19 protein-coding genes are annotated in these 21,052 nt (G+C 40.9%); 4 read left to right on the plus strand and 15 right to left on the minus strand.

Annotated features, from left to right (window positions below; translation table 11 throughout):
• The first annotated feature begins 79 nt into the window (after positions 1-79).
• From WAO84_RS06680 to WAO84_RS06690, 3 genes are read left to right on the plus strand one after another with little or no spacing between them, the layout of a single operon-like run.
• On the plus strand, positions 80-2,245 hold the full coding sequence (locus WAO84_RS06680) for a S9 family peptidase (protein WP_340064610.1): 2,166 nt from the start codon (positions 80-82) through the stop codon (positions 2,243-2,245).
• Between the two features lie 21 nt (positions 2,246-2,266).
• A complete protein-coding gene (locus tag WAO84_RS06685) occupies positions 2,267-3,823 on the plus strand; it encodes a peptide MFS transporter (protein ID WP_340064611.1) in 1,557 nt (518 codons plus the stop codon).
• 11 nt (positions 3,824-3,834) lie between these two features.
• The gene (locus WAO84_RS06690; protein WP_340064613.1) at positions 3,835-5,415 is read left to right on the plus strand and encodes a peptide MFS transporter; all 1,581 of its coding nucleotides are present in this window, start codon (positions 3,835-3,837) and stop codon (positions 5,413-5,415) included.
• Here WAO84_RS06690 and WAO84_RS06695 read toward each other — a convergent pair.
• The 5 genes from WAO84_RS06695 to surE form a co-directional block, all read right to left on the minus strand.
• Complete coding sequence (locus tag WAO84_RS06695) at positions 5,412-7,388, minus strand: ComEC/Rec2 family competence protein (RefSeq protein WP_340064614.1); 1,977 nt, start codon at positions 7,386-7,388, stop codon at positions 5,412-5,414. The genes WAO84_RS06690 and WAO84_RS06695 overlap by 4 nt on opposite strands.
• A gap of 68 nt (positions 7,389-7,456) precedes the next feature.
• Positions 7,457-8,032, minus strand: coding sequence for a C40 family peptidase (locus WAO84_RS06700; protein WP_340064615.1), 576 nt, complete (start codon positions 8,030-8,032; stop codon positions 7,457-7,459).
• Between the two features lie 31 nt (positions 8,033-8,063).
• Entirely contained in the window at positions 8,064-9,200 is a 1,137-nt protein-coding gene (gene lpxB, locus WAO84_RS06705; RefSeq protein WP_340064616.1) for a lipid-A-disaccharide synthase, read from the minus strand.
• A complete protein-coding gene (locus tag WAO84_RS06710) occupies positions 9,197-9,493 on the minus strand; it encodes a hypothetical protein (RefSeq protein ID WP_340064618.1) in 297 nt (98 codons plus the stop codon). Before WAO84_RS06710 ends, lpxB begins: the two co-directional genes overlap by 4 nt.
• Positions 9,486-10,265 (minus strand): 5'/3'-nucleotidase SurE, encoded by a 780-nt coding sequence (gene surE, locus WAO84_RS06715; protein ID WP_340064620.1) that lies wholly within the window; start codon positions 10,263-10,265, stop codon positions 9,486-9,488. The genes WAO84_RS06710 and surE overlap by 8 nt, the downstream gene beginning before the upstream one ends.
• 144 nt (positions 10,266-10,409) lie before the next feature.
• Between surE and WAO84_RS06720 the strand changes: the two genes are divergently transcribed.
• Positions 10,410-12,542: a carboxy terminal-processing peptidase gene (locus tag WAO84_RS06720; protein ID WP_340064621.1), complete on the plus strand. Its 2,133-nt coding sequence runs from the start codon at positions 10,410-10,412 to the stop codon at positions 12,540-12,542.
• A 123-nt stretch (positions 12,543-12,665) separates the two neighbouring features.
• On the opposite strand, the gene WAO84_RS06725 is transcribed toward WAO84_RS06720, so the two are convergent.
• The 10 genes from WAO84_RS06725 to WAO84_RS06770 form a co-directional block, all read right to left on the minus strand.
• Positions 12,666-12,851 carry a hypothetical protein gene (locus WAO84_RS06725; protein ID WP_340064622.1) on the minus strand — a complete coding sequence of 62 codons (186 nt, stop codon included), beginning with the start codon at positions 12,849-12,851 and terminating at the stop codon, positions 12,666-12,668.
• A gap of 358 nt (positions 12,852-13,209) precedes the next feature.
• Positions 13,210-13,392 (minus strand): hypothetical protein, encoded by a 183-nt coding sequence (locus tag WAO84_RS06730; protein ID WP_340064623.1) that lies wholly within the window; start codon positions 13,390-13,392, stop codon positions 13,210-13,212.
• A 323-nt stretch (positions 13,393-13,715) separates the two neighbouring features.
• Complete coding sequence (locus WAO84_RS06735; RefSeq protein ID WP_340064624.1) at positions 13,716-13,904, minus strand: hypothetical protein; 189 nt, start codon at positions 13,902-13,904, stop codon at positions 13,716-13,718.
• Positions 13,905-14,305: 401 nt separating this feature from the next.
• Positions 14,306-15,142: a YihY/virulence factor BrkB family protein gene (locus WAO84_RS06740; RefSeq protein WP_340064626.1), complete on the minus strand. Its 837-nt coding sequence runs from the start codon at positions 15,140-15,142 to the stop codon at positions 14,306-14,308.
• A gap of 75 nt (positions 15,143-15,217) precedes the next feature.
• Complete coding sequence (locus WAO84_RS06745; protein WP_340064627.1) at positions 15,218-15,388, minus strand: hypothetical protein; 171 nt, start codon at positions 15,386-15,388, stop codon at positions 15,218-15,220.
• A gap of 84 nt (positions 15,389-15,472) precedes the next feature.
• Positions 15,473-16,756, minus strand: a complete 1,284-nt coding sequence (gene rodA / locus WAO84_RS06750; protein ID WP_340064628.1) for a rod shape-determining protein RodA — start codon at positions 16,754-16,756, stop codon at positions 15,473-15,475.
• Positions 16,749-18,611 carry a penicillin-binding protein 2 gene (mrdA, locus tag WAO84_RS06755; RefSeq protein WP_340064631.1) on the minus strand — a complete coding sequence of 621 codons (1,863 nt, stop codon included), beginning with the start codon at positions 18,609-18,611 and terminating at the stop codon, positions 16,749-16,751. The genes rodA and mrdA overlap by 8 nt, the downstream gene beginning before the upstream one ends.
• Positions 18,608-19,117 (minus strand): rod shape-determining protein MreD, encoded by a 510-nt coding sequence (gene mreD, locus WAO84_RS06760; RefSeq protein ID WP_340064633.1) that lies wholly within the window; start codon positions 19,115-19,117, stop codon positions 18,608-18,610. The genes mrdA and mreD overlap by 4 nt, the downstream gene beginning before the upstream one ends.
• Positions 19,110-19,940: a rod shape-determining protein MreC gene (mreC, locus tag WAO84_RS06765; protein WP_340064635.1), complete on the minus strand. Its 831-nt coding sequence runs from the start codon at positions 19,938-19,940 to the stop codon at positions 19,110-19,112. Before mreC ends, mreD begins: the two co-directional genes overlap by 8 nt.
• Positions 19,941-19,959: 19 nt before the next feature.
• Positions 19,960-20,988: a rod shape-determining protein gene (locus tag WAO84_RS06770; RefSeq protein ID WP_340064637.1), complete on the minus strand. Its 1,029-nt coding sequence runs from the start codon at positions 20,986-20,988 to the stop codon at positions 19,960-19,962.
• Between the last annotated feature and the right edge of the window lie 64 nt (positions 20,989-21,052).

Raw genomic sequence — 21,052 nt, forward strand, 5'->3', positions numbered from 1 at the left:
TTGATGTTTAACGAAAAAAGTTATTTTTTTTGTGAAATTATTAGTAAACTTGACGGTTTTTAATCAATTTTTAAAATACATGAGAAAATTTATTACGCTTTTCTTTATTCTCATCACCTCCGGTACCTTAATCCAGGCTCAAAACCAACAATTTACACTCGAAGAAATTTGGAATGGAAGTTTCAGGACCCAAGGTATGGATGTGTTGCGCTCCCTTAAAAACGGAAAACAATATGTAGTTCTTAACTTTGACAGAGCGGCCGGAGCTACCACGGTAGATAAATACGATTATAAAACCCTTGAAAAAGTAGGCACGATCGTATCCTCGGCAGACCTTAAAGAAGTTTCCCGGTTTTCTTCTTATGAATTTAGCCCGGATGAAAGTAAACTCATGCTGGCAACAGAGGTAACCCGTATTTACCGATATTCAACACTGGGTAAATACTATGTGTATGATATAGAAAGTAAAGATCTTACCCTTATATCAGAAGACAAAATTCAGGAACCTGCTTTTTCTCCCGATGGGACCAAAGTAGCCTATGCCAAAGACAATAACCTGTATATAAAAGACCTGCTTAGCGGAGATACCCGGCAAATTACATCTGATGGGAAAAAGAACCACATCATAAACGGTATTACCGATTGGGTATATGAAGAAGAGTTTGGCTTTGTAAAAGCATTTGCCTGGAATGCCTCCGGAACACACCTGGCATACATTCGTTTTGATGAAACCGAAGTTCCCGAGTTTTCAATGGATGTATATGGTAAAGACTTGTATCCCGATCAACATGTATTTAAATATCCAAAAGCGGGAGAAGTAAATGCTACCGTATCCCTGCATATTTATGAATTGGCTTCAGGAACCACGCAACAGCCAGACCTGGGTAACCCCTATTATATTCCCAGAATTAAATGGACCGAAGATCCCAATGCATTAAGTGTAACTACCATGAATCGCCACCAAAACGATCTGAAACTGTTGCGATATCATACCGAAGATAAAAAAGTGACTACCCTTTTACACGAAGAGGATGAAGCGTATATTGATATTACAGATAATCTTACCTTTCTCAATGACAATAGCTTTTTATGGACCAGTGAAAAGGATGGTTACAATCATATCTATTTGTACGACAGGGATGGTAAATTGATCCGGCAGATTACTTCTGGAAATTGGGAAGTAACCCATTTTTACGGATTCAATCCAAAAGAAGGCAAAGTCTATTATCAATCTACCGAAACCGGTTCTATTAACCGGGCCGTATATTCCATAGGTATTAATGGTAAGGGGAAAAAACCGCTGGCAGATAGAGTGGGTACCAACAGTGCCGTGTTCAGTGCAGATTACACGTATTTTATCAATACCTTTTCCAATGCCAACACTCCTTATCGGTACACCCTGCACAGATCAAAAGACGGAAAAGAGTTAAAAGAAATTGTAAATAACAATGTTCTTTCTGAAAAATTAAAAGGATATGAGATCTCAGAAAAAGAATTCTCTACCATTCGTATTAACGGTAATGACCTGAACATGTGGATGATAAAACCGGCAGACTTTGACCCCAATAAACAATATCCCGTGTTTATGTTTCAGTATAGCGGCCCCGGCTCCCAGCAGGTAGCCAACCGGTGGATTGGTATTAATGACTATTGGTATCAAATGCTGGCACAGCAGGGATATATCGTAGTGTGTGTAGATCCGCGTGGTACAGGCTTTAAAGGGGCTGCGTTTAAAAAAGTTACTTATAAAGAACTGGGTAAATACGAAGTAGAAGATCAGATTGCCGCAGCAAAAGCCCTGGGAGAACGCCCATATGTGGATGCCTCCCGAATAGGTATTTGGGGCTGGAGTTATGGTGGTTTTATGTCTTCCAATTGTCTTTTAAAAGGGAACGATGTATTTAAAATGGCCATTGCCGTAGCACCCGTAACCAGCTGGCGTTTTTATGATACTATTTATACCGAACGCTATATGCGCACCCCTCAGGAAAATGCATCCGGTTATGACGATAACTCTCCTATCAATTTTGTAGATAGATTAAAAGGTGCCTATCTTTTGATACACGGTACAGGTGATGACAATGTACATGTTCAGAATACCATGCGAATGGTAGAAGCACTTGTACAGGCTAATAAACAATTTGACTGGGCCCTCTATCCTGATAAAAATCACGGTATTTACGGAGGCAATACACGCCTGCAACTCTATACCAAGATGACCAATTTTATAAAGGAGAACCTGTAACGAACCAAACGTACATATATAATGTCAAATACTTCTAAACTTACCCATGAAAAAGAGCTTTTCGGGCACCCCGTAGGTCTTTACATTTTGTTTTTAACCGAAATGTGGGAGCGTTTTTCCTACTATGGGATGCGTGGGATACTCGTTCTGTATTTAACCGCTAAAACTGTTGGGGAAAACCCCGGCCTGGGATGGCTGGATGCAGAAGCACTTTCTCTATATGGCTGGTACACCATGCTGGTCTATGTAGCTTCTATTCCCGGAGGGATCATAGCAGATAAAATTATAGGACAGAAAAGAGCCGTGATGATTGGCGGACTTCTGTTGGTTGCAGGACACGGAATTTTATCAATAGAAGAAATGTGGGCCTTTTATTCCGGATTGGGACTTATTGTTTCAGGGGTGGGAATGTTAAAACCCAATATTTCCACTCTCGTGGGAGGTTTGTATCGTCAAGGAGATGAAAGAAGAGACAAAGGGTTCTCCATATTTTATATAGGGATCAACGCCGGGGCTGCACTGGCCAGTCTTGTCGTGGCTTTTATAGCCGATCTATACGGATGGCATGCCGGTTTTGGCCTGGCAGCCATAGGGATGGTATTGGGCCAGGTAGTGTATATGACAGGGCAAAAGTACCTGGTGCATGTAGGTAACAAACCCAAACCCAAAAAAGAAGAAAACACATCAGACGTTTCTATTGGCCAGTTGTTCAAAAACCTTCTCACAACTCGGGTTCCCTTGTTTATTACCGCTGCCTTATGTCTATTCTCGGTGTACTGGACCATGTTTAAAAGTATTGCTTACGGACTGTTTTTTATATTTCTCTCTATAGTAGTGGGCTTTATGATCACTATTTATCACGATCTTAAGTCTCGCGTAGAAAGGGATCGTTATCTGGTATTACTCCTGTCTTTTATTATTGTGATCGTTTTCTGGGGTGCTTTTGAGCAGGCCGGCGGACTCATGAATTTATATGCTGATAACCGTACCGACCGAATGTTGCTGGGATATGAAATACCTGCCGCAGTATTTCAGTTTTTTAATCCTTTTTATATCATTGTTTTTGCAGTACCCGTAGCCAACTTTTGGATGTGGTGGAAATATCGTGGTAAAGAGGCGTCTTCCCTTTTCAAAATGGCCAATGGGGTTATTATTATGGGGCTGGGCTTTGTTTTTATGGTTTTTGCATCCATGCAATATGAGACCCTAGGAAAATCGGCTATGTACTGGTTGGCACTGGCCTATCTTTTTCATACCCTGGGAGAGCTTTGTGCATCTCCCGTAGCACTCTCATTTATCACCAAACTGGCTCCCGTACGATACGGCGCACTCATGATGGGTGTATATTTTGCAGCCACCGGTCTGGGTAATAAAGTGGCAGGTATTATAGGTGAATCTGCTACAGATGCCGGAGAGCTTACCATTTTCTCCGGGATAACCATTTTTTGCGTCATTTTCGGTGTACTGGTTATTTTACTTCTAAAACTTTTAAAACGACTTACCCATAAGGCAGAAGATTTAAAGCGCGGTACTACTTCTGAAGAAAGCGAAGGATTTGAACTGGCAGATAAACAATAAAACATAAGGACATGGATATTACACTTTGGATAATGATTATAGGCTGGGTGTTTGTTTTACTATGGGTACCCTTTATCATTTACACAAATAAAGGAACACACCCCAAAGCCTTGTTTGTACTGTTTTTTGCAGAAATGTGGGAGCGTTTCTCTTATTACGGTATGCGGGCCCTGCTTATTCTTTATATGACCAAAGTGCTTTTTATAGATATGGCACAGAATGTGGCCGAGACCAAGGCCTACGGTATTTATGGCTCCTATACCGCAATGGTATATCTGTTCCCGGTATTAGGGGGGCTTGTAGCCGACCGTTTTCTCGGCTTTAGGAAAACCATACTGTGGGGAGGTATTTTAATGGCCCTGGGACATTTTACCCTGGCCCTTCAGGGTATTGAAGGTCTGGAAGGTAACCTACCTTTCTTTTTTGCCGCACTGGCACTCATCATTATTGGTAATGCATTTTTTAAACCCAATATAAGCTCATTTTTAGGTACTTTTTACGAAAAAGATGATCCGCGTAAAGACGGGGCCTTTTCCATTTTTTACATGGGTGTTAACATAGGTTCCTTTCTCTCTACCCTTACCTGCGGGTATATTGGGCAGCAAATAAACTGGCATTACGGTTTCGGACTTGCCGGTATAGGAATGGTACTCGGGTTGATCATATTCTGGATATTTTCAAGAAAATTTGGAGAAAAAGGACTGCCTCCCAAAGAAGTGCAGGAAGGCTCCGTAAAACTTTTTGGCAGAAAACCCGATATGCCTATAATTGTTTTATCGCTGTTAGCAGTACCCGTATGTGCTTCCATTCTCGATCTGGATGAGCTCATGTCCACCCTCTTACTGGTTATTTCAATATTTATTATTGCCTATCTCATTTACCACGCCGTAACCTTAAAAGAAAAGAAAGAAGGGCAGAGGTTACTGGTAGTGGTTGTATTGTTCTTTTTCCATGCTATTTTTTGGGCACTTTTTGAACAGGCCGGAGGCTCGTTAACACTTTTTGCTGATAAAAATGTAAACAGAGTGGTAGGCAGTACCGAAATACCAGCTTCTATTTTCCAGAGTTTAAACCCGCTTTTCATTATGTTGCTGGCACCACTCTTTTCCTATATATGGCTAAAACTAAATAAGGCCGGAAAAGAACCGAGTACACCAATGAAATTTGTTCTGGGGCTGGTACAGTTGAGTCTTGGTTTTGGTGTAATTGTACTCGGAGCCCGGTTTTTTGCCAATGATCAGGGATTAGTTTCCATCATTTTCCTTGCCGTGATGTATTTGTTACACACTACAGGAGAACTTTCGCTATCTCCCATAGGGTTGTCTATGGTTACCAAGCTCTCCCCTGCAAAAATTGTTGGTTTTGTAATGGGTGCGTGGTTCCTGTCTATATCCCTGGGTAACAAGATTGCCGGATGGATCGGAAAACTAACAACTTCCGAGAGTATTGATGAGAACACACCGGCTGCGGTTACCTTAACCGCCTACTCTGATACCTATTTGGTATGGGGCGTAGGAGTAGTAGCAGGAGCAGCATTACTACTGCTATTGTTGGTGCCCCTTCTTAAAAAATGGATGCATGGCATTCATTAGTATTTTTCCAGTTCCAAAATAAAAGCTCCTTCTTCATAGGTGTCGTGAAAAACAACATTTTCTTCACGGCAGGTGGCCTGCCATCGCTTTTTGAAACCGGGGTAGTTACTGCCATCTGCAATAATTATTTTTGGGCGATACCTTTGTATGAGCCTTTGCAGGTTTAAACGTGGGGAATATCGTAATACCATAACAGGGGCCCTGTGTATTGCCGTGATATGAGCAGAAGAATCGATAATAGCTATTTTATCCTTAAACGAATGTGTGAGGATAGTATCTGTGGTTTTGATACGATACAGCGTTTGGTACCCTTGAACCAGTCTTTGGTTTGCACGGCTGTTAATAGTATTTGGCCGGTATATAGAGAGATGTTTTTTATGATGAAAAACAATTACACTTTGGCGACTTTGATGGAATATGACTACCTGGTTATATTTAGCATGTGTATGTTCCTGATAGATAAAAACAGCTACGAAACTCACGATCCCGGCGATACTAATAGCTGACCGTAATTTGGAGGGTTTTTTAAAAAACATCCATACCGAGATCAGTAAACAATAAGAAACCACCAGATCAAGTTCGCTAAAAGGAATATTTCTGAAAAGAAACGATTCTTTTCCTGCTATCCATTCCACCACATAGTTTATATATTGAATAAGCCCGGAATACGCCTGAGTTAGCCAGTATGGCATGGCATTACTCACAGAGAGTATAATGACCAGTATGCCTATGCTGAGCACAACCCCCAGAACAGGCACAATAAGCAGATTAGACACGAAAAACAAACCGGGGAACTGATGAAAGTAGTACAAACTCAAAGGAAGCAATCCTAATTGTGCAGCGATCGTTACAGTAAGTAACTGCCAGAAATACTTGATGAAACGTATTTTGGGTTTCCAAACCTTCACAATAAGAGGCTGAATACCCAAAATGGAAAAAACGGCAGCATAGCTCAACTGAAATCCCACATCAAAAAGAAAGAACGGATTGATCAACAGCAAAAAGAACATAGATACTGTTAATATATTAGCGGTATTGGTCAGTTTTTTCCGGTTCATGGCAAAGGCCACAAACGAGAACATGGTTACGGCCCTTACCACCGAAGGGGACAAACCCGCTATTAACGCAAAAAACCATAGCAATACCAACGTAATAAGCAACCGGTACATCTGTCCGTTTTTTAACAGTAACAAAGGTGTTAGAGCATAATTGAGCATAAGCAATACAATACCAACATGCAGCCCGGAAACCGCCAGGATATGAATAGCCCCTGCCGCGGCGTAGTTCTCATAGAGGTCTCGTGATATAAACGTTCGTTCTCCCAATAACAAAGCACTTATAACAGCTTTGGTATTTCCCGTAAATCCTGCATCCTGTAATGACTGTTGTATTTTGCGTCTTATACCTTCTGCAACCGAAAGCAAAGAGCGTGCGTGTCCTGTTTTTACCATCGCATCCGGGTTTACATAAACCTGATGAAATATTTGTTGCTTTCTCAGGTAGCCGGCATAGTCAAACTGTCCCGGGTTTACAGGGGGAGGTACAGCAAGTAAACGGGTCCCTACACGATACAGGTCGCCCGATACCGGGACATTAGCAATCGAATCTTTTAAGAGGTTCATAAGGAGTTGGCCTTCCGCTTTTAGAGAATCCAGTTGTAAGATTTGTACTTTGTACCGGTAATAACGTGCTGAAGGGCGCAGAGTACTTTCAATACGTACCAAAAGATTGGCACGGTTTCCCTGATCAATTTTAGAATAATGAAACGAACTGTTTAACGTATTCTTGAGGGAAATGCTGAGCGCTCCTGTTAAAAAGAAAGCGGTAAAAGCAACAATGCTGAATAAAGCCGTTTGCCGGGGATAGCGATTGGCGATTTTGCGAAAAACAAACAAAAGCAGAAAACACGCAGCTACCACTGGAAACAAGCCCTGCGGTGTAGGGTTTGTATAGTAACCATAAAATATTCCCAAGATGAGGAAGAAGGTTATTTGAACACTTCTAAAATTAAGTAATTTCACATGTCAAAATACGGAAAAAACTACATTTTTTCCAAAACCCGCCGTGCTTCTATAAATGCGTAGTTCCAGTAACCTTCATCAAGCGAAGAGATAAGTACACCCCGGGAAGTAGTGGCGTGAATAAACCGAATATCTTTACCCTTTTTACTAACGATCAAGCCTACATGGTTGACTATTTTTTTTCTTTTACCGGTACCAAAAAACAGCAGATCTCCTTTTTCTGCCTGTCTCAGTGGTATTTTCACGCCTTGTTGGGCCATTTGTGCAGAACTTCTGTTAAGAGAAATGTCGTGTTTGCTAAAAGCAGTAAAAACAAGCCCGGAACAATCCATACCCTTATCGGTAGTGCCTCCAAATTTGTATCGGGTACCACTGTAGGATAATGCTGTTCTTACCACGTCATTGGCAAGAGTATTACTAATTTCGGGAATTGTGTTTTTTTCTTTGCTCTTTTCTTCATCTGTGGCAGGTGCCGGTTTCACAACCAGTGTCCGGTTATCAATTATGGGTTTATCCGGCTTTACTTTCACCGTTTTTTTAGAAGATTTACAGCTAAGTAACAGTATAACCAGAACAAAGAGAATAACTTTTTTCATTTAGGGCGGCATTTTATGCAAAATACATAATTTAAACAGATGTCTGCCTGCGTTCTTTTGTTTTACTCACCACAATACGAGCTGTATTTTCGCTGGCGCCCACGCCTCCCAGTTTTTCTTCAAGGGCTTTGTACCGGTGAAAGATACGGGTACGGGTTTCATCGGTAAGTATGCTGGCAAGTTCTTTGGTGAGGTTCTTTTTATGGAGGCGATCCTGAATTAGCTCAGTGACCACTTCTTCATCCATGATAAGGTTTACCAGTGAAATGTATTTTAAAGAAATAATACGTCGGGCTATTTGGTATGATACCCAGTTCCCTTTGTAACAAACTACTTCAGGAACTTTGAAGAGTGCGGTTTCCAGTGTAGCCGTACCGCTGGTTACCAGGGCTGCATAGGACACACTTAGCAGGTTATACGTTTTGTTCAATATAAAATGAACATTTTGCCCTGCTACAAACTCTTCATAAAAAGTGTAATCCAATCCGGGTGCACCGGCAATCACAAACTGATAGTCTTTAAAATCGTCTGCGACACTCAGCATTATAGAAAGCATTTTCCGTATTTCCTGTTTGCGGCTCCCGGGTAGGAGGGCTATAATAGGTTTATGAGGATGCAGTTTGTGTATTTTCCTGAATTCAATATCGTTCGTAGGAGAGAGCTCATGTATGGCATCAATTAAAGGATGCCCTACAAAATGCACGGGATAGTGATGTTTTTTTTCATAGAAATCTTTCTCAAAAGGAAGGATCACATACATATGGTCAACATCCCTTTTTATGGCTTTTATCCGGCTTTCTTTCCAGGCCCATATTTGCGGAGAAACATAATAATGAGTAAGATATCCTTGTTTTTTGGCCCATTGGGCGATACGCAGGTTAAAACCGGGATAATCTATAAAAATAAGAGCATCCGGCTGAAATGTACCGATATCTTTTTTACAAAAACGAATGTTCTTGAGAATAGTACTGAGATTAAGCAGCACTTCCAGAAACCCCATAAATGCCAGGTCTTTAAAATGCTTTACCAGTGTACCTCCGGCACTTTGCATAAGGTCGCCTCCCCAGAAGCGTATTTCTGCTTCGGGATCCTGTTTAAGCAGGGCCTTGATGAGATTTGAGCCGTGCAGGTCGCCCGAAGCTTCACCGGCAATGATATAGTATTTCATACGCTTAAAAGTTTGTATAGCAATATGAGCACAGCCGTAAGAAGAGTGGCCAGCAACACCCCGCGGGCCCTGTAATCCCTTTTTAATCTTATAAAAAGGAAAAAAGATACCAGGTTCAAAAGGGCGCCCAGGGCCAGAATGCTACCAGCATTTCCTTCTTCATAGGTAACTATAAAAGCGGTTTTTATAGTGAGTTTTGAATAAGATGACAATATGATAAGGGCTAAAATCACACCTAATACGTTAGAAATGATCCCTACCAGAAAGCCAATAAATATTTCTTTTCTAATCATTAAGGTTCCAAGAGTTTAAATCCTGTATGGCATGGTGTGCAGTGAGATCAAACTGCACCGGAACGACTGATACATAACCGTTAGCAAGGGCCCATTCATCTGTATCCTCTCCTTTGTCTTCATTTATAAATCTTCCGGTAAGCCAGTAATAGTCCCTACCCTGCGGGTTGGTGCGTTTATCAAATTCTTCTGCCCAATGCGCCTTAGCCTGCCTGCATACTTTAACCCCTTTTATCTCCTCACTTGTGAGTTTTGGGATGTTTACATTTAAGACCACACCTTTGGGGAGTCCGTTTTGCAGGGCATTGATAGTGATTTTCCGGGCAAACTGGCTGGCAGCGTTGAAATTGGCTTCCCAGGAGTAGTCACACAGAGAAAAACCTATAGCCGGGATACCTTCTATACCTGCTTCCACAGCGGCACTCATAGTTCCCGAATAAATTACATTAATAGAAGAATTGGAACCGTGGTTAATACCACTTATACAAATATCGGGTCTTCGGTTAAGAATTTCATTTACGGCCAGTTTTACACAATCTGCTGCCGTACCACTACAGGTATATTCAATTTGTTCCCCTTCATCTTCTATAGATATAGGGCTGCAATACAGGGTAGAATTAATAGTAATAGCATGCCCCATGGCAGATTGCGGACTATCAGGAGCCACTACTACCACATCGCCTATTTCGTTCATGACACGTATGAGTGCCCTGAGTCCGGGAGCGGTTATACCATCGTCATTAGTTACCAGTATCAAAGGTTTGCTATTCATAATACGTTATAAATTTTACCATGCAAAAATAGGTAAAAGCAAAGTTATATAATCTTTACTCCATGTTTAACAAAAAATTAGTAACATTGTAATAACGTGGCACGGTTTTTTCTTTAAATTTAAGGTTACCTAAAAAAGGATATTATGAAAAGGAATTTCATTTTTTTTCTGGGAGTTTTTATTATCTCAGCAGCCTCATGTAGTTTTACCAATAAAACCTTTGAAAGTTCAGACAAAGACAAGGTACTTATAGAACTTATTTCTTATGTACTTGAAAAAGGACATTTTGATCCTAAGGACATGAATGATAATTTCTCTGAGAATGTATATTACGATTACATAGAGGCACTTGACCCCCTTAAACGATTCTTCCTGGCTTCGGATATTGAAGAGTTTGAAGCGTATAAATACAAAATAGACGATCAGTTAAAAAGCTCTGACATATCTTTTTTTAATATCACATACAATCGTCTTATAGAGCGTATGAATGAAGCCCGGGAGGTATATGTCAAAGTACTTGAGAAGCCTTTTGATTTTGATAAAAAGGAATCCATAGACACCAAATACGAAGAGATCCCTTATGCTACCAACAAAAAGGAATTAAAAGAAATATGGAGAAAGCAACTTAAGTTTACTACCATTTCGGGATATGCTTCCAGAGTAGAAGATGAAGACAGAAAAGCAAAAGATGACCCGTCGTATGTCAAAAAGTCATTAGCAGAAATAGAGGAAGAGTCAAGAGAATCTACCAGAAAAACATTTGAGGAGTTTTTTACGCTGTATGACGATCTTGAGCGTAAAGACTGGTTTAGCCAGTATCTTAATGCCATTGTAGAGGAGTTTGACCCCCACACTTTTTATTTTGCTCCCGAGGATAAAGATCGTTTTGATATCAATATGTCTGGTAAATTTGAAGGTATAGGGGCCAGATTACAAAAACGAAATGACAATATTCGGGTTTCCGATATCATTTCCGGCGGACCCGCCTGGAGGGGCCAGCATATTGAAGTAGGAGACGAAATACTCAAAGTGGCACAGGGTAATGAACAGCCGGTAAGTATTGTAGGAATGCGTCTGGATGATGCTGTTAAGCTAATTAAGGGGCCTAAAGGCACCGAAGTAAAACTTACCGTAAGAAGGGTAGATGGTACAGTAGAAGTGATATCAATTATCAGAGATGTGGTAGAACTGGAAGAATCGTATGCAAAATCATCTCTTATCAAAAAAGGAGACCGTACTTTTGGGATTATAAACCTTCCCAAGTTTTATATTGATTTTGAAAATTATAAAGAACGCAATGCCGCTTCCGATGTGGCTATAGAAGTAGAGCGACTTAAAAATCAGGGTATGGAGGGGCTGGTCCTTGACCTCCGTGACAACGGAGGCGGATCTTTAAAGACCGTGGTTGATATGGCGGGCCTTTTCATTAAAGATGGCCCCATAGTACAGGTACGAACCACCGGGCCCAACAAAGAAGTACTTAAAGACAGGGACAGCCGGATACAGTGGGACGGACCACTGGTAATTCTGGTAAATGAACTGTCTGCCTCCGCTTCAGAAATACTGGCAGCTGCCATGCAGGATTATAAAAGAGCCATTGTACTGGGAAGCAAGCAAACCTACGGAAAAGGTACAGTTCAAAATGTAATAGACCTCAATCAGTTTCTTCAGAAAAACAATGAATTTGGTGATGTGGGAGCCCTTAAGCTTACTACCCAAAAATTCTATAGAATTAACGGAGGCTCTACACAATTAGAAGGTGTTAAAAGTGATGTGGTGGTTCCAGACCGTTACAGCTATATCCATATTGGTGAAAAAGACCAGGAAAACCCATTACCCTGGGATAAAATTGCTCCTGCAAATTACAGCACCTGGGACGGCTATATAGATTATGAAGCTACTATTGAGAAGAGTAAAAACAGAATGGCTGTAAATGACCAGATAAAACTTATTGATGAAAATGCCAGATGGATACGGGATCAACAGGAAAAATATCAATATTCCCTTAACTACGATGCTTATGTAAAGCAGGTTGAAAACAATGAAGAGAAAGCCAAATATTTTAAAGCTATCTCAGAATATAAAACCAATTTAAGTTTTACATCACTACCTTATGAAAAGAAATTGTTCGAATCAGATACAGTTTTAAAACAAAAAAGAGAACGCTGGCATAAAAACCTATCCAGAGATGTGTATGTAGAAGAAGCTGTAAATGTGTTGGAAGATCTCAAAATAAGTAATATTAAACGAGGAAAACTGGCAGATATAAAAGGATAAAGCAGAAGTTTTTGTAGTTAACAAAAAATAGCGTAATAAATTGTAAAAAACCCCTGAGAGATCAGGGGTTTTTAGTTTTACATAGGGTACCGGGCTAAGTGCCCGATTGGGTTTATTTTTATCCTATCCTGCACATCGGTATATGCAAAGCCCTGCGGCAATTACACAAAAACCATTGACTGATTGACAATCAGCCTGCGAATCGCAGGGAATATTGGGGCAAGAGTCGTCAAAACCTCCTGAAATGATTTTCTGTTCGGTTTTGCTCAAAAGTATCGTGTTTTGTGTTTGTAATAGTTTTTTGATCATGATTAAAAATTATAAGTTAATAAATAAGTTAAAAGGTTGAGAATTAGCACACCTTATCATACAGAAAATGTACTTACCTGTTTGTCTCATTATGTATATTGATACATTCGGGCAAATACACTTTCATTACAAAACGTCTAAAAGTTCTTTCAGGCGGGTTCAGTGCTAACAGTGCTAACAGAGATATGAACGGTTGTCTGGTCACAAAAGCCTACCAAAAATAACTGGCAGTCACTGGTATCAGAGCAGGGAATAGAATAGGAGGGCAACGGCCGCAGCCACCACCTATAGCTTTTTGTTCAGTTTCATTTGGTTTTATACTGTTAATTTTCAGTATTTCCTTCTAAAGCATTACATGTTACCCGTTGCAGTTGGGAAAGTCGCAAACACCACTATTGCAAAAGCCATCTGCAAACTGGCAATCGTCATCCGACTCACATTCCATATCAATACAATATACCGTGCCAGTTCCGTGGGTTTTTCTTTGTTCTTCTTTAGAAAGAAGCGTAATACCTTTTATTTTTGAGATCTTTTTTAACATGAAAAATGTGTTTTAAAAGTTAATAAATGTAATGATGCCCTTATGTTCGGGGCTTATACATAGGTTTTGCATAAAGCCCTAATAAAAATTCATACTTATAAAAAATATGTATGTATAAGCCCGAACACAGGTGCATACAGGGGCAACTTATGGCAAAATGGGTTTTGCCGTGGTATCACTTAAAAAGTGTTACCTGATATGGGGAAACTGTGAAAAAATTCAAAAAAATCATTACTTAACCTTGTTGTACAAAGAAGGCCGGTAATGTACCGTAGGTTTTTTATCCGTAATGGTTAGAGTTTAGGATGCTTACTTTTAAATAGTCAAGGCGTACAGATATACACACATTCACCAACTTCCTGAATGCAGGTACCGCCCAGAAGATCTGCACAGTCTCTCTGGTTGGAACAGGGAACACGTGGACAAAACTCGTCAAAGCCACCTGATATAGCTCTTTGCTGCTCTTTTGAAATTAAAAGCGAGTCTTTTATTTTAGATATTTTCTTTAACATAGGCACTTTTTTAATTGAAAACATTTACGGTATTAAAACCTACGGCATGCAAAACATTTTCCGTAAGTTAGAATGGCAAATAGTGTCATAGCAGACTTCCTGATAACTGTAAGATAATGGTATAGTCTAGCAGGGAAAGTCCTGTTTTACCACTTCCAAAGAAAGGGTATGGGTCGGTAAAGCGCTTTCAAAATACTTCTTTGAAGCTGTTAACTCTTGAAGTATAATACAAAATAAAGGTAATCTAAATTAAAACAAAAAGAAAGCAGTTTCTTACTTTTAACATTGCTTTTTATCTATTTTTAACATAAAATCTGCTAAAACTTCTGCTTCAGGACAGAAAGCATTAGTATGCCATATATTTATTTTTGTAAAGAGCGGGGGGAGTACTTAAAGCATCTTTATTCCGGTAAGATATCATAGCCATAACATTTACTCCATTCCTTTACAAAAATAGCACCTAAAAAAATAATTTGTGCAGTATAATAAACCCATATCATAACGAGAATAAGGGCACTGGCCGAGCCAAATGCAGAGCTCACATCGTTATAACCCACATACCATGCAATTACCGTTTTGCCCAATGCGAAAAGAAAAGCAGTAAACAGGCCTCCTGCCAGAGCCGGTTTCCAGGGTACCTTGGCACTTCCCAGGAGTTTAAAAAATAAAGAAAAGCAAAACGTAAATACAGCCAGGGCAATCAGGTGTTCATAAACTAAAAGTATTCTGTAATCCGTATTAAAATGCTTGGAGTATTTTACCAGGAAACCGTGGGCAAGTGTACTTAACAATAGCAGAAAACCTACCAAAAGAATAAGAAAGATAGAAGTAAGATGCTTTCTCAAGTATTGCGATATCGCTTTTCCTTTTACGCTTTTTATACCCCAAAGGTCGTTAAAGGAATTATGTAATTGATTAAACATACCGGAAGCACTTAAAGCAAGCGTTACAAACCCCACAACAAGACCGGAGATACTATGTCGTTTCAGATCTTGGTTTTTAATAAGCGCTTCTATTTGTTGGGTTGCCTGTGTCCCCATGTTATCTGCCAGTTGTTGATAAACATATTCGGCTACCGGCTCTTTTCCGAAAAGGATACCCAATACGGAAATAATAATAATGATCATGGGAATAAAAGAAAAGGCTGTATAATATGCCAAAGAAGCACCTTTTTCTGAAGTATTTGCTTTTTTGAAATGAACGAACAGGTTTTTTAAAAAAGCCTTTAACGTTTTCATAAATTTCAGAAGGATTTCAATAAAATAAACAGGGGTGGGTGGCTACCCCTGTTTTGTATGAATGAAAGAAATACTTTATATACAAGGAGAATTTGACGGAAGTGCGCATAAAGGGGGTGACCATTCGCCTCCGCAATTTTCACATTCCTGACGGGTGCTGGGCCACCAGCCGCCTCCGGTTACCCTGCGTTGTTCATTTTTTGATAGTACGGGTCCCTGTAATTTAAGTTTAGCTAATAGTTTCATAATAAAGACTTTTTTAAGTTAACCCGTAAAATACTGAATTAAGTAAAAACCTACAAAAAATAAGTATTTTTTAACAGATTTCGCTTACATCCATTCATTAATGCGGTTAGCATCGAGTTTCAGGAATACAAAAAGTAAGATGGTAAAGCCCAAAAGACTGGAGCCTCCATAACTTAAAAATGGCAGCGGAATACCTATAGTAGGCAGCAATCCTATTACCATACCTACATTAATAGAGAAGTGAAAAAAGAGAATAGATGCCACGCAATATCCGTAAATACGACTAAAATGCGATTTTTGACGTTCTGCAAGGAATAATAACCGCAACAGGAGAATGGTAAACAGAACAACTACCAGCACACTGCCCATAAACCCCCATTCTTCTCCTACAGTACTAAAAATATAATCGGTATGTTGTTCAGGTACAAAATCTCCTTTGGTTCGGGTACCTTCTAAAAACCCTTTACCCCAAAACCCGCCGGAACCAATGGCTTCTTCAGATTGATTGGTGTTATATCCAATAGTTTTTTTTATCTCTGCCAGTTTTTGAGGGTCTTTCTCCAGGCGCAACCAGAGGCTAAAACGGTCTCGGTGGCGCTGCTCAAATACATGGTCATAAATAAGCTTTACTGAAAACGAGAAGAGAACGGCCCCTAAAAGTGAAATTATAAAGGGAAATACGGCCAAACGCCGGTTATTTCGTTTTTTCAGGGCAAAGATCACCACAGTAAGAATAAGTGCTATAGAAGCCACCCATACCGGGCCAAACATAAGGGTCAATACAAAAAGAAGGCCGGCAATAAACCCTATAACCATATAAATGGGCGAGAGGCCCTCCCGGTATAACACAAAGAAAAAAGAGGCATATACCATAGCACTCCCGGGATCGGGCTGTGGTATAATAAGCAGTGCCGGCAGGACAATGATAAGAATGGCCCTGAGTTGGTCTTTAAGGCTTCCTATTGAGGTTTGTATATCACTTAAATACTTGGAAAGCGCCAGTGCTGTAGCAGCTTTGGCAAACTCTGAGGGTTGTATGGTATTGCTTCCCAAAACATACCAGGACGTGGCACCGTTTACATTTTTTCCGAAAACAAAAAGCCCCATGAGTGATACCAGAGAAACCAGATAGATAATACTTGAAAAGCGTTCATAGAATTTAGCGTCAATTGAAAAGATCACAATAGCGGTGACCATACCGGCGCCAATAAAAAGAAGCTGTTTGCCATATACCTGAGAAAGGTCAAACAGTGAACTGCTTTCTCCCTGAAAAGTAGCCGAATAGATGTTAAACCAGCCGGCGCAAACCAGAAGTATGTAGATAAGTATGGTAAGCCAGTCGGTTTTTTGAAGTATCCTGCTATTCATTAATCGTAAAGGGTTGTCCGCTTAAAGGTTTGGCGTATTCTTCTTCCAGGCTCTTTTCGAGCATTCGCTGTTCCAGGTCGGTACGGGTAATAGTGCCTCTTAAATATTTTTCTATCATTAGTGAGGCAATGGGCCCGGCATATCGGGAACCCCAGTACCCGTTTTCTACAAATACGGCTATGGCGATCTGCGGATTTTCCACTGGGGCAAAGGCTACAAAAATAGAATGATCAGTAAGCTGTACGCGTTCTCCGTCTATTCGTGTAAAATTCTCTGCGGTACCTGTTTTTCCTGCTATGGTTATATCTTTTACTTTGAGATGGGCGGCGGTTCCGTAATTGTACACATCATACATGCCCTGTACGGCATGGTCAAAATGTTCCGGGGCTATGGTGGTTTTTTTGGCGCGGGTGTATTTTTCGTCCTCTACGGGCTTTCCGTTTACGGCTTTTATGATATGCGGGGTATAGAAATGACCCCGGTTGGCAATGGTGGCTGTAATATTGGCGAGTTGTATAGGGGTGGTAAGTACCTCTCCCTGGCCTATGGCATTAGAAAGGGTATTGGTGGCAAACCATCGTTTTTTTCCATATACTTTATCGTAATAATCCGGACCGGGCACCTTTCCTGCTTTTCCAATAGGCAGGTCATAGCCCAGATAATTGCCCAGTCCAAAACTCTTCACATGTTTTTCCCAAACGGCCATGCCTTCGGCAGCAGAAGGATATTTTTCAATAATCCTTCGGTAGGTATTGGCAAAATAAGTGTTGCAAGAGTTGTAGAGTCCGCGGTTTAGTTTACTGGTACCTCCCGGGCAGTGGCACCCCATGAAAGAGTTACGCCCGTAACGGTACCCATGATAGCAGGTAAACCCGGTTTGCGGGGTAATCACTCCTTCCTGCAGCCCTATTAAGGCATTGATCACCTTAAAAGGGGATCCGGGAGGGTACATAGCGAGCAGGCCCCGGTCATACAGGGGTTTGGCTATAGAATCATAATACAGCCGGGTATAGTTGCGGGAACGCTGTCTTCCTACTAAAAGCGAGGGGTCGTAGGTAGGTGCTGATACCAGTGCCAGGATCTCTCCCGATTTTGGGTCTAGTGCCACGATGCCACCTCTTTTGTTTTGCATAAGGGCCTCTCCGTAATCCTGCAATGCAATATCTATGGTAAGGGTAATTTCTTTACCGGGTTGCGGGAGTGTATCGTACATACCATTTTTATAGGCTCCGAGTTCCCGGTTAAACCGGTCCTTTTGAATGAACTTTACGCCTTTTTGTCCTCGTAATATATCTTCGTACTGCTTTTCTACTCCCTGCCGCCCTATTAATTCACCCAGGCTGTAATAGGGGTTGTTTTTCAGGTCAAACTCGTTTACTTCACTTATGTAGCCCAATATATTGCCCCCGTTGCGGGTAAGGTAATCCCGGAGTGACCGTTTTTGAATGTAAAAGCCCTGGTATTTACGCATTTTTTCCTGTAGGGTGGCATATTCCTTTTTTGATAACTGGGGAACAAATACTGAAGGCAACCGGGTAGAGTATTTATAAGCCCTCTCATATTTTTTTATGAAGTCGTCTTTTGATATTCCCAGCAACCGGCAAAACTCAAGCGTATCCAGTGCTTTTACTTCCCTGGGAATTACCATAACATCATAAGCGGGCTGGTTGGCAACCAGCAGCACTCCGTTACGGTCATAAATATGCCCTCTTTCCGAATAATCATATACAGCTTTAATAGCTGTATCATCCAGAATATTGCCGGTAGGCGGATTGATTACCTGCAAATAGGATAACCTGCCAACATAAGTCACGGCAATTACCACAATTATGGAAGATAACAGTAGCTTTCTCATATTTTTTTCTTTCTAAACAGCGGGATGGCCAGTAAGCTTAAAAATAAGGTAAATACTCCGGATAATAACGTTTTTCTAAGAATAGAAAGTATATGGGAGAAACTAAAAATCTCCAGAGAAAACAAAATAAGATGATGGGTGGCAATAAGCAGTGTTATATAAACCAGCCGTTGCCCTGTTGGGGTCTGGCTTATGCGTATGCTTTGAAACTCGTAATTGTTGCCAAAAGCAAATTTCAGGAACACCGGCCTCAGGTAGGCAATACATATCATTGCTGCTGCGTTCACGCCTCCGCTGTCACTAAAAAGGTCTATAGTGAGCCCTAACAGGAAAGAAGTGATAAGAAAAGCCGCCCGCCCCTCTTTTCGTATAGGGTACATAATTACAAAAAGCAGGTATATGTACGGATTTATGTATCCAAACAGGTCTATATGGTTAAAAATGAGTACCTGGGCCATAACCAGCACTATAAAACGGAACCCTATGGTGATTACCTCATTATTCATTCAAAACACTTTCTTCCAGGGTTTGTATCTCGTCTTTATGGGTATTTTCAATGATATATACATGTTCAAGCCGGGTCATATCATTAAAAAGGGCTACCTGCAGGGTATAATAATTTTCAGAACTGTCCAGTTCAAAACTGTGAACACGGCCTATAAGGATACCTTTAGGGAAAATGGCAGACATCCCTCCGGTAACAATGGTATCGCCCACCAGCGGATCTGCTATTTTAGGGATATCGGTAAGTTGCATAAAGGCAGGGTCCCTGCGGTCCCACTTCAGGGAACCAAACTGCCCGGTACGCTGCACACTGGCATTAATTTCGGTCAGGGTGTTGAGGGCCGATTGTACTACGGCATAGCCGGATGATGTGTTTTCTACAATACCTACCAGTCCTTTTGACGATATAACTCCCATATCCCTGGTAACACCGTTTTTTGAACCTTTATTTATAGTGAGGTAGTTTTTTGTGGCAGAATAGCTGTTTTTAATAACGGTTGCCGAAACCATCCGGTATTTAAAAAGTACATGGGTACTGTCTTGAATATTTTCCGGAAAAGGGATCTCTTGAAAGATATTGTGAAGTGAGTCACGCAGGCGCCTGTTTTCTTCAAGTAGCCATTCATTTTGTGTTTTCAGGTCAAAATAGGAAGCGATGTCGTTTACCGAGGCATAGATACCCCCTGTAAGCCAGTTGGCAGAATTAATAAATTTGGAACGGTGGTACGAATGCGATTGAATGGTGAATCCCAGAGATATGGATAGCAGCAGTAAAAAGAGGAAAAAAATCCTGTTCTTTATAAAAAAGGCAATAATGTTCTGCATCTCATTTCTTCATCATTTATTATCGTATCAGAATGCTTTTATACCGGTCTATATTTTTCAGGGCAATACCGGTTCCCCGCACTACGGCCCGTAAAGGGTCCTCGGCTATAAAGACCGGGAGGTCTGTTTTTTGGGAAAGCCTTTTGTCGAGCCCGCGTAGCATAGAGCCACCACCTGCCAGATAAATACCGGTATTGTAAATATCGGCCGCCAGTTCGGGAGGGGTTTGTGACAGGGTTTCCATCACGGCATCTTCTACTCTAAGGATAGATTTATCAAGGGCCTTGGCAATCTCCCGCCAGGTAATTTGCACCTGCTTGGGTTTTCCGGTAAGCAGGTCGCGCCCCTGTACACTCATTTCTTCGGGAGGTGTTTCAAGGTCTTCGGTAGCTGCTCCTATCTGTATTTTTATGTTCTCTGCGGTGGTTTCACCTACATAGAGATTATGCTGGGTACGCATGTAATAAATAATGTCATTGGTAAATACGTCTCCTGCAATTTTAACTGATTTATCACACACAATACCCCCAAGGGCGATCACTGCAATTTCAGTGGTTCCCCCTCCTATGTCAACGATCATATTACCTTTGGGTTGCATAATATCAAGGCCTATCCCTATAGCGGCAGCCATTGGCTCGTGAATAAGATACACTTCTTTCCCGTTTACTCTTTCGGCGGATTCTTTTACGGCCCGCATTTCTACTTCGGTAATACCGGAAGGGATACAGATCACCATTCTGAGAGAAGGTGTAAAGAGTTTCTTTTTTAATGCCGGAATGTTCTTTATGAACATATTGATCATTTTTTCCGAAGCATCAAAATCGGCAATAACCCCGTCTTTCAGAGGGCGTATGGTCTTTATGTTTTCATGGGTCTTTCCCTGCATCATGTTGGCCTCTTTCCCTACGGCTATGATCTTACCGCTAATGCGGTCTCTCGCTACAATAGAGGGACTGTCAACCACCACTTTATCATTGTGTATGATCAGGGTATTGGCAGTACCCAGGTCAATTGCTATCTCTTCAGTAAGGAAATCAAAAAATCCCATGTTATTTTTTAGTTATAAGGTGTCTAATCAGGGTCTTGTTACTGCAATTCGTCAAATGTACTAA

The organism is Ascidiimonas aurantiaca, from assembly GCF_037646345.1.
In the GTDB taxonomy this organism is placed as follows: domain Bacteria; phylum Bacteroidota; class Bacteroidia; order Flavobacteriales; family Flavobacteriaceae; genus Ascidiimonas; species Ascidiimonas aurantiaca.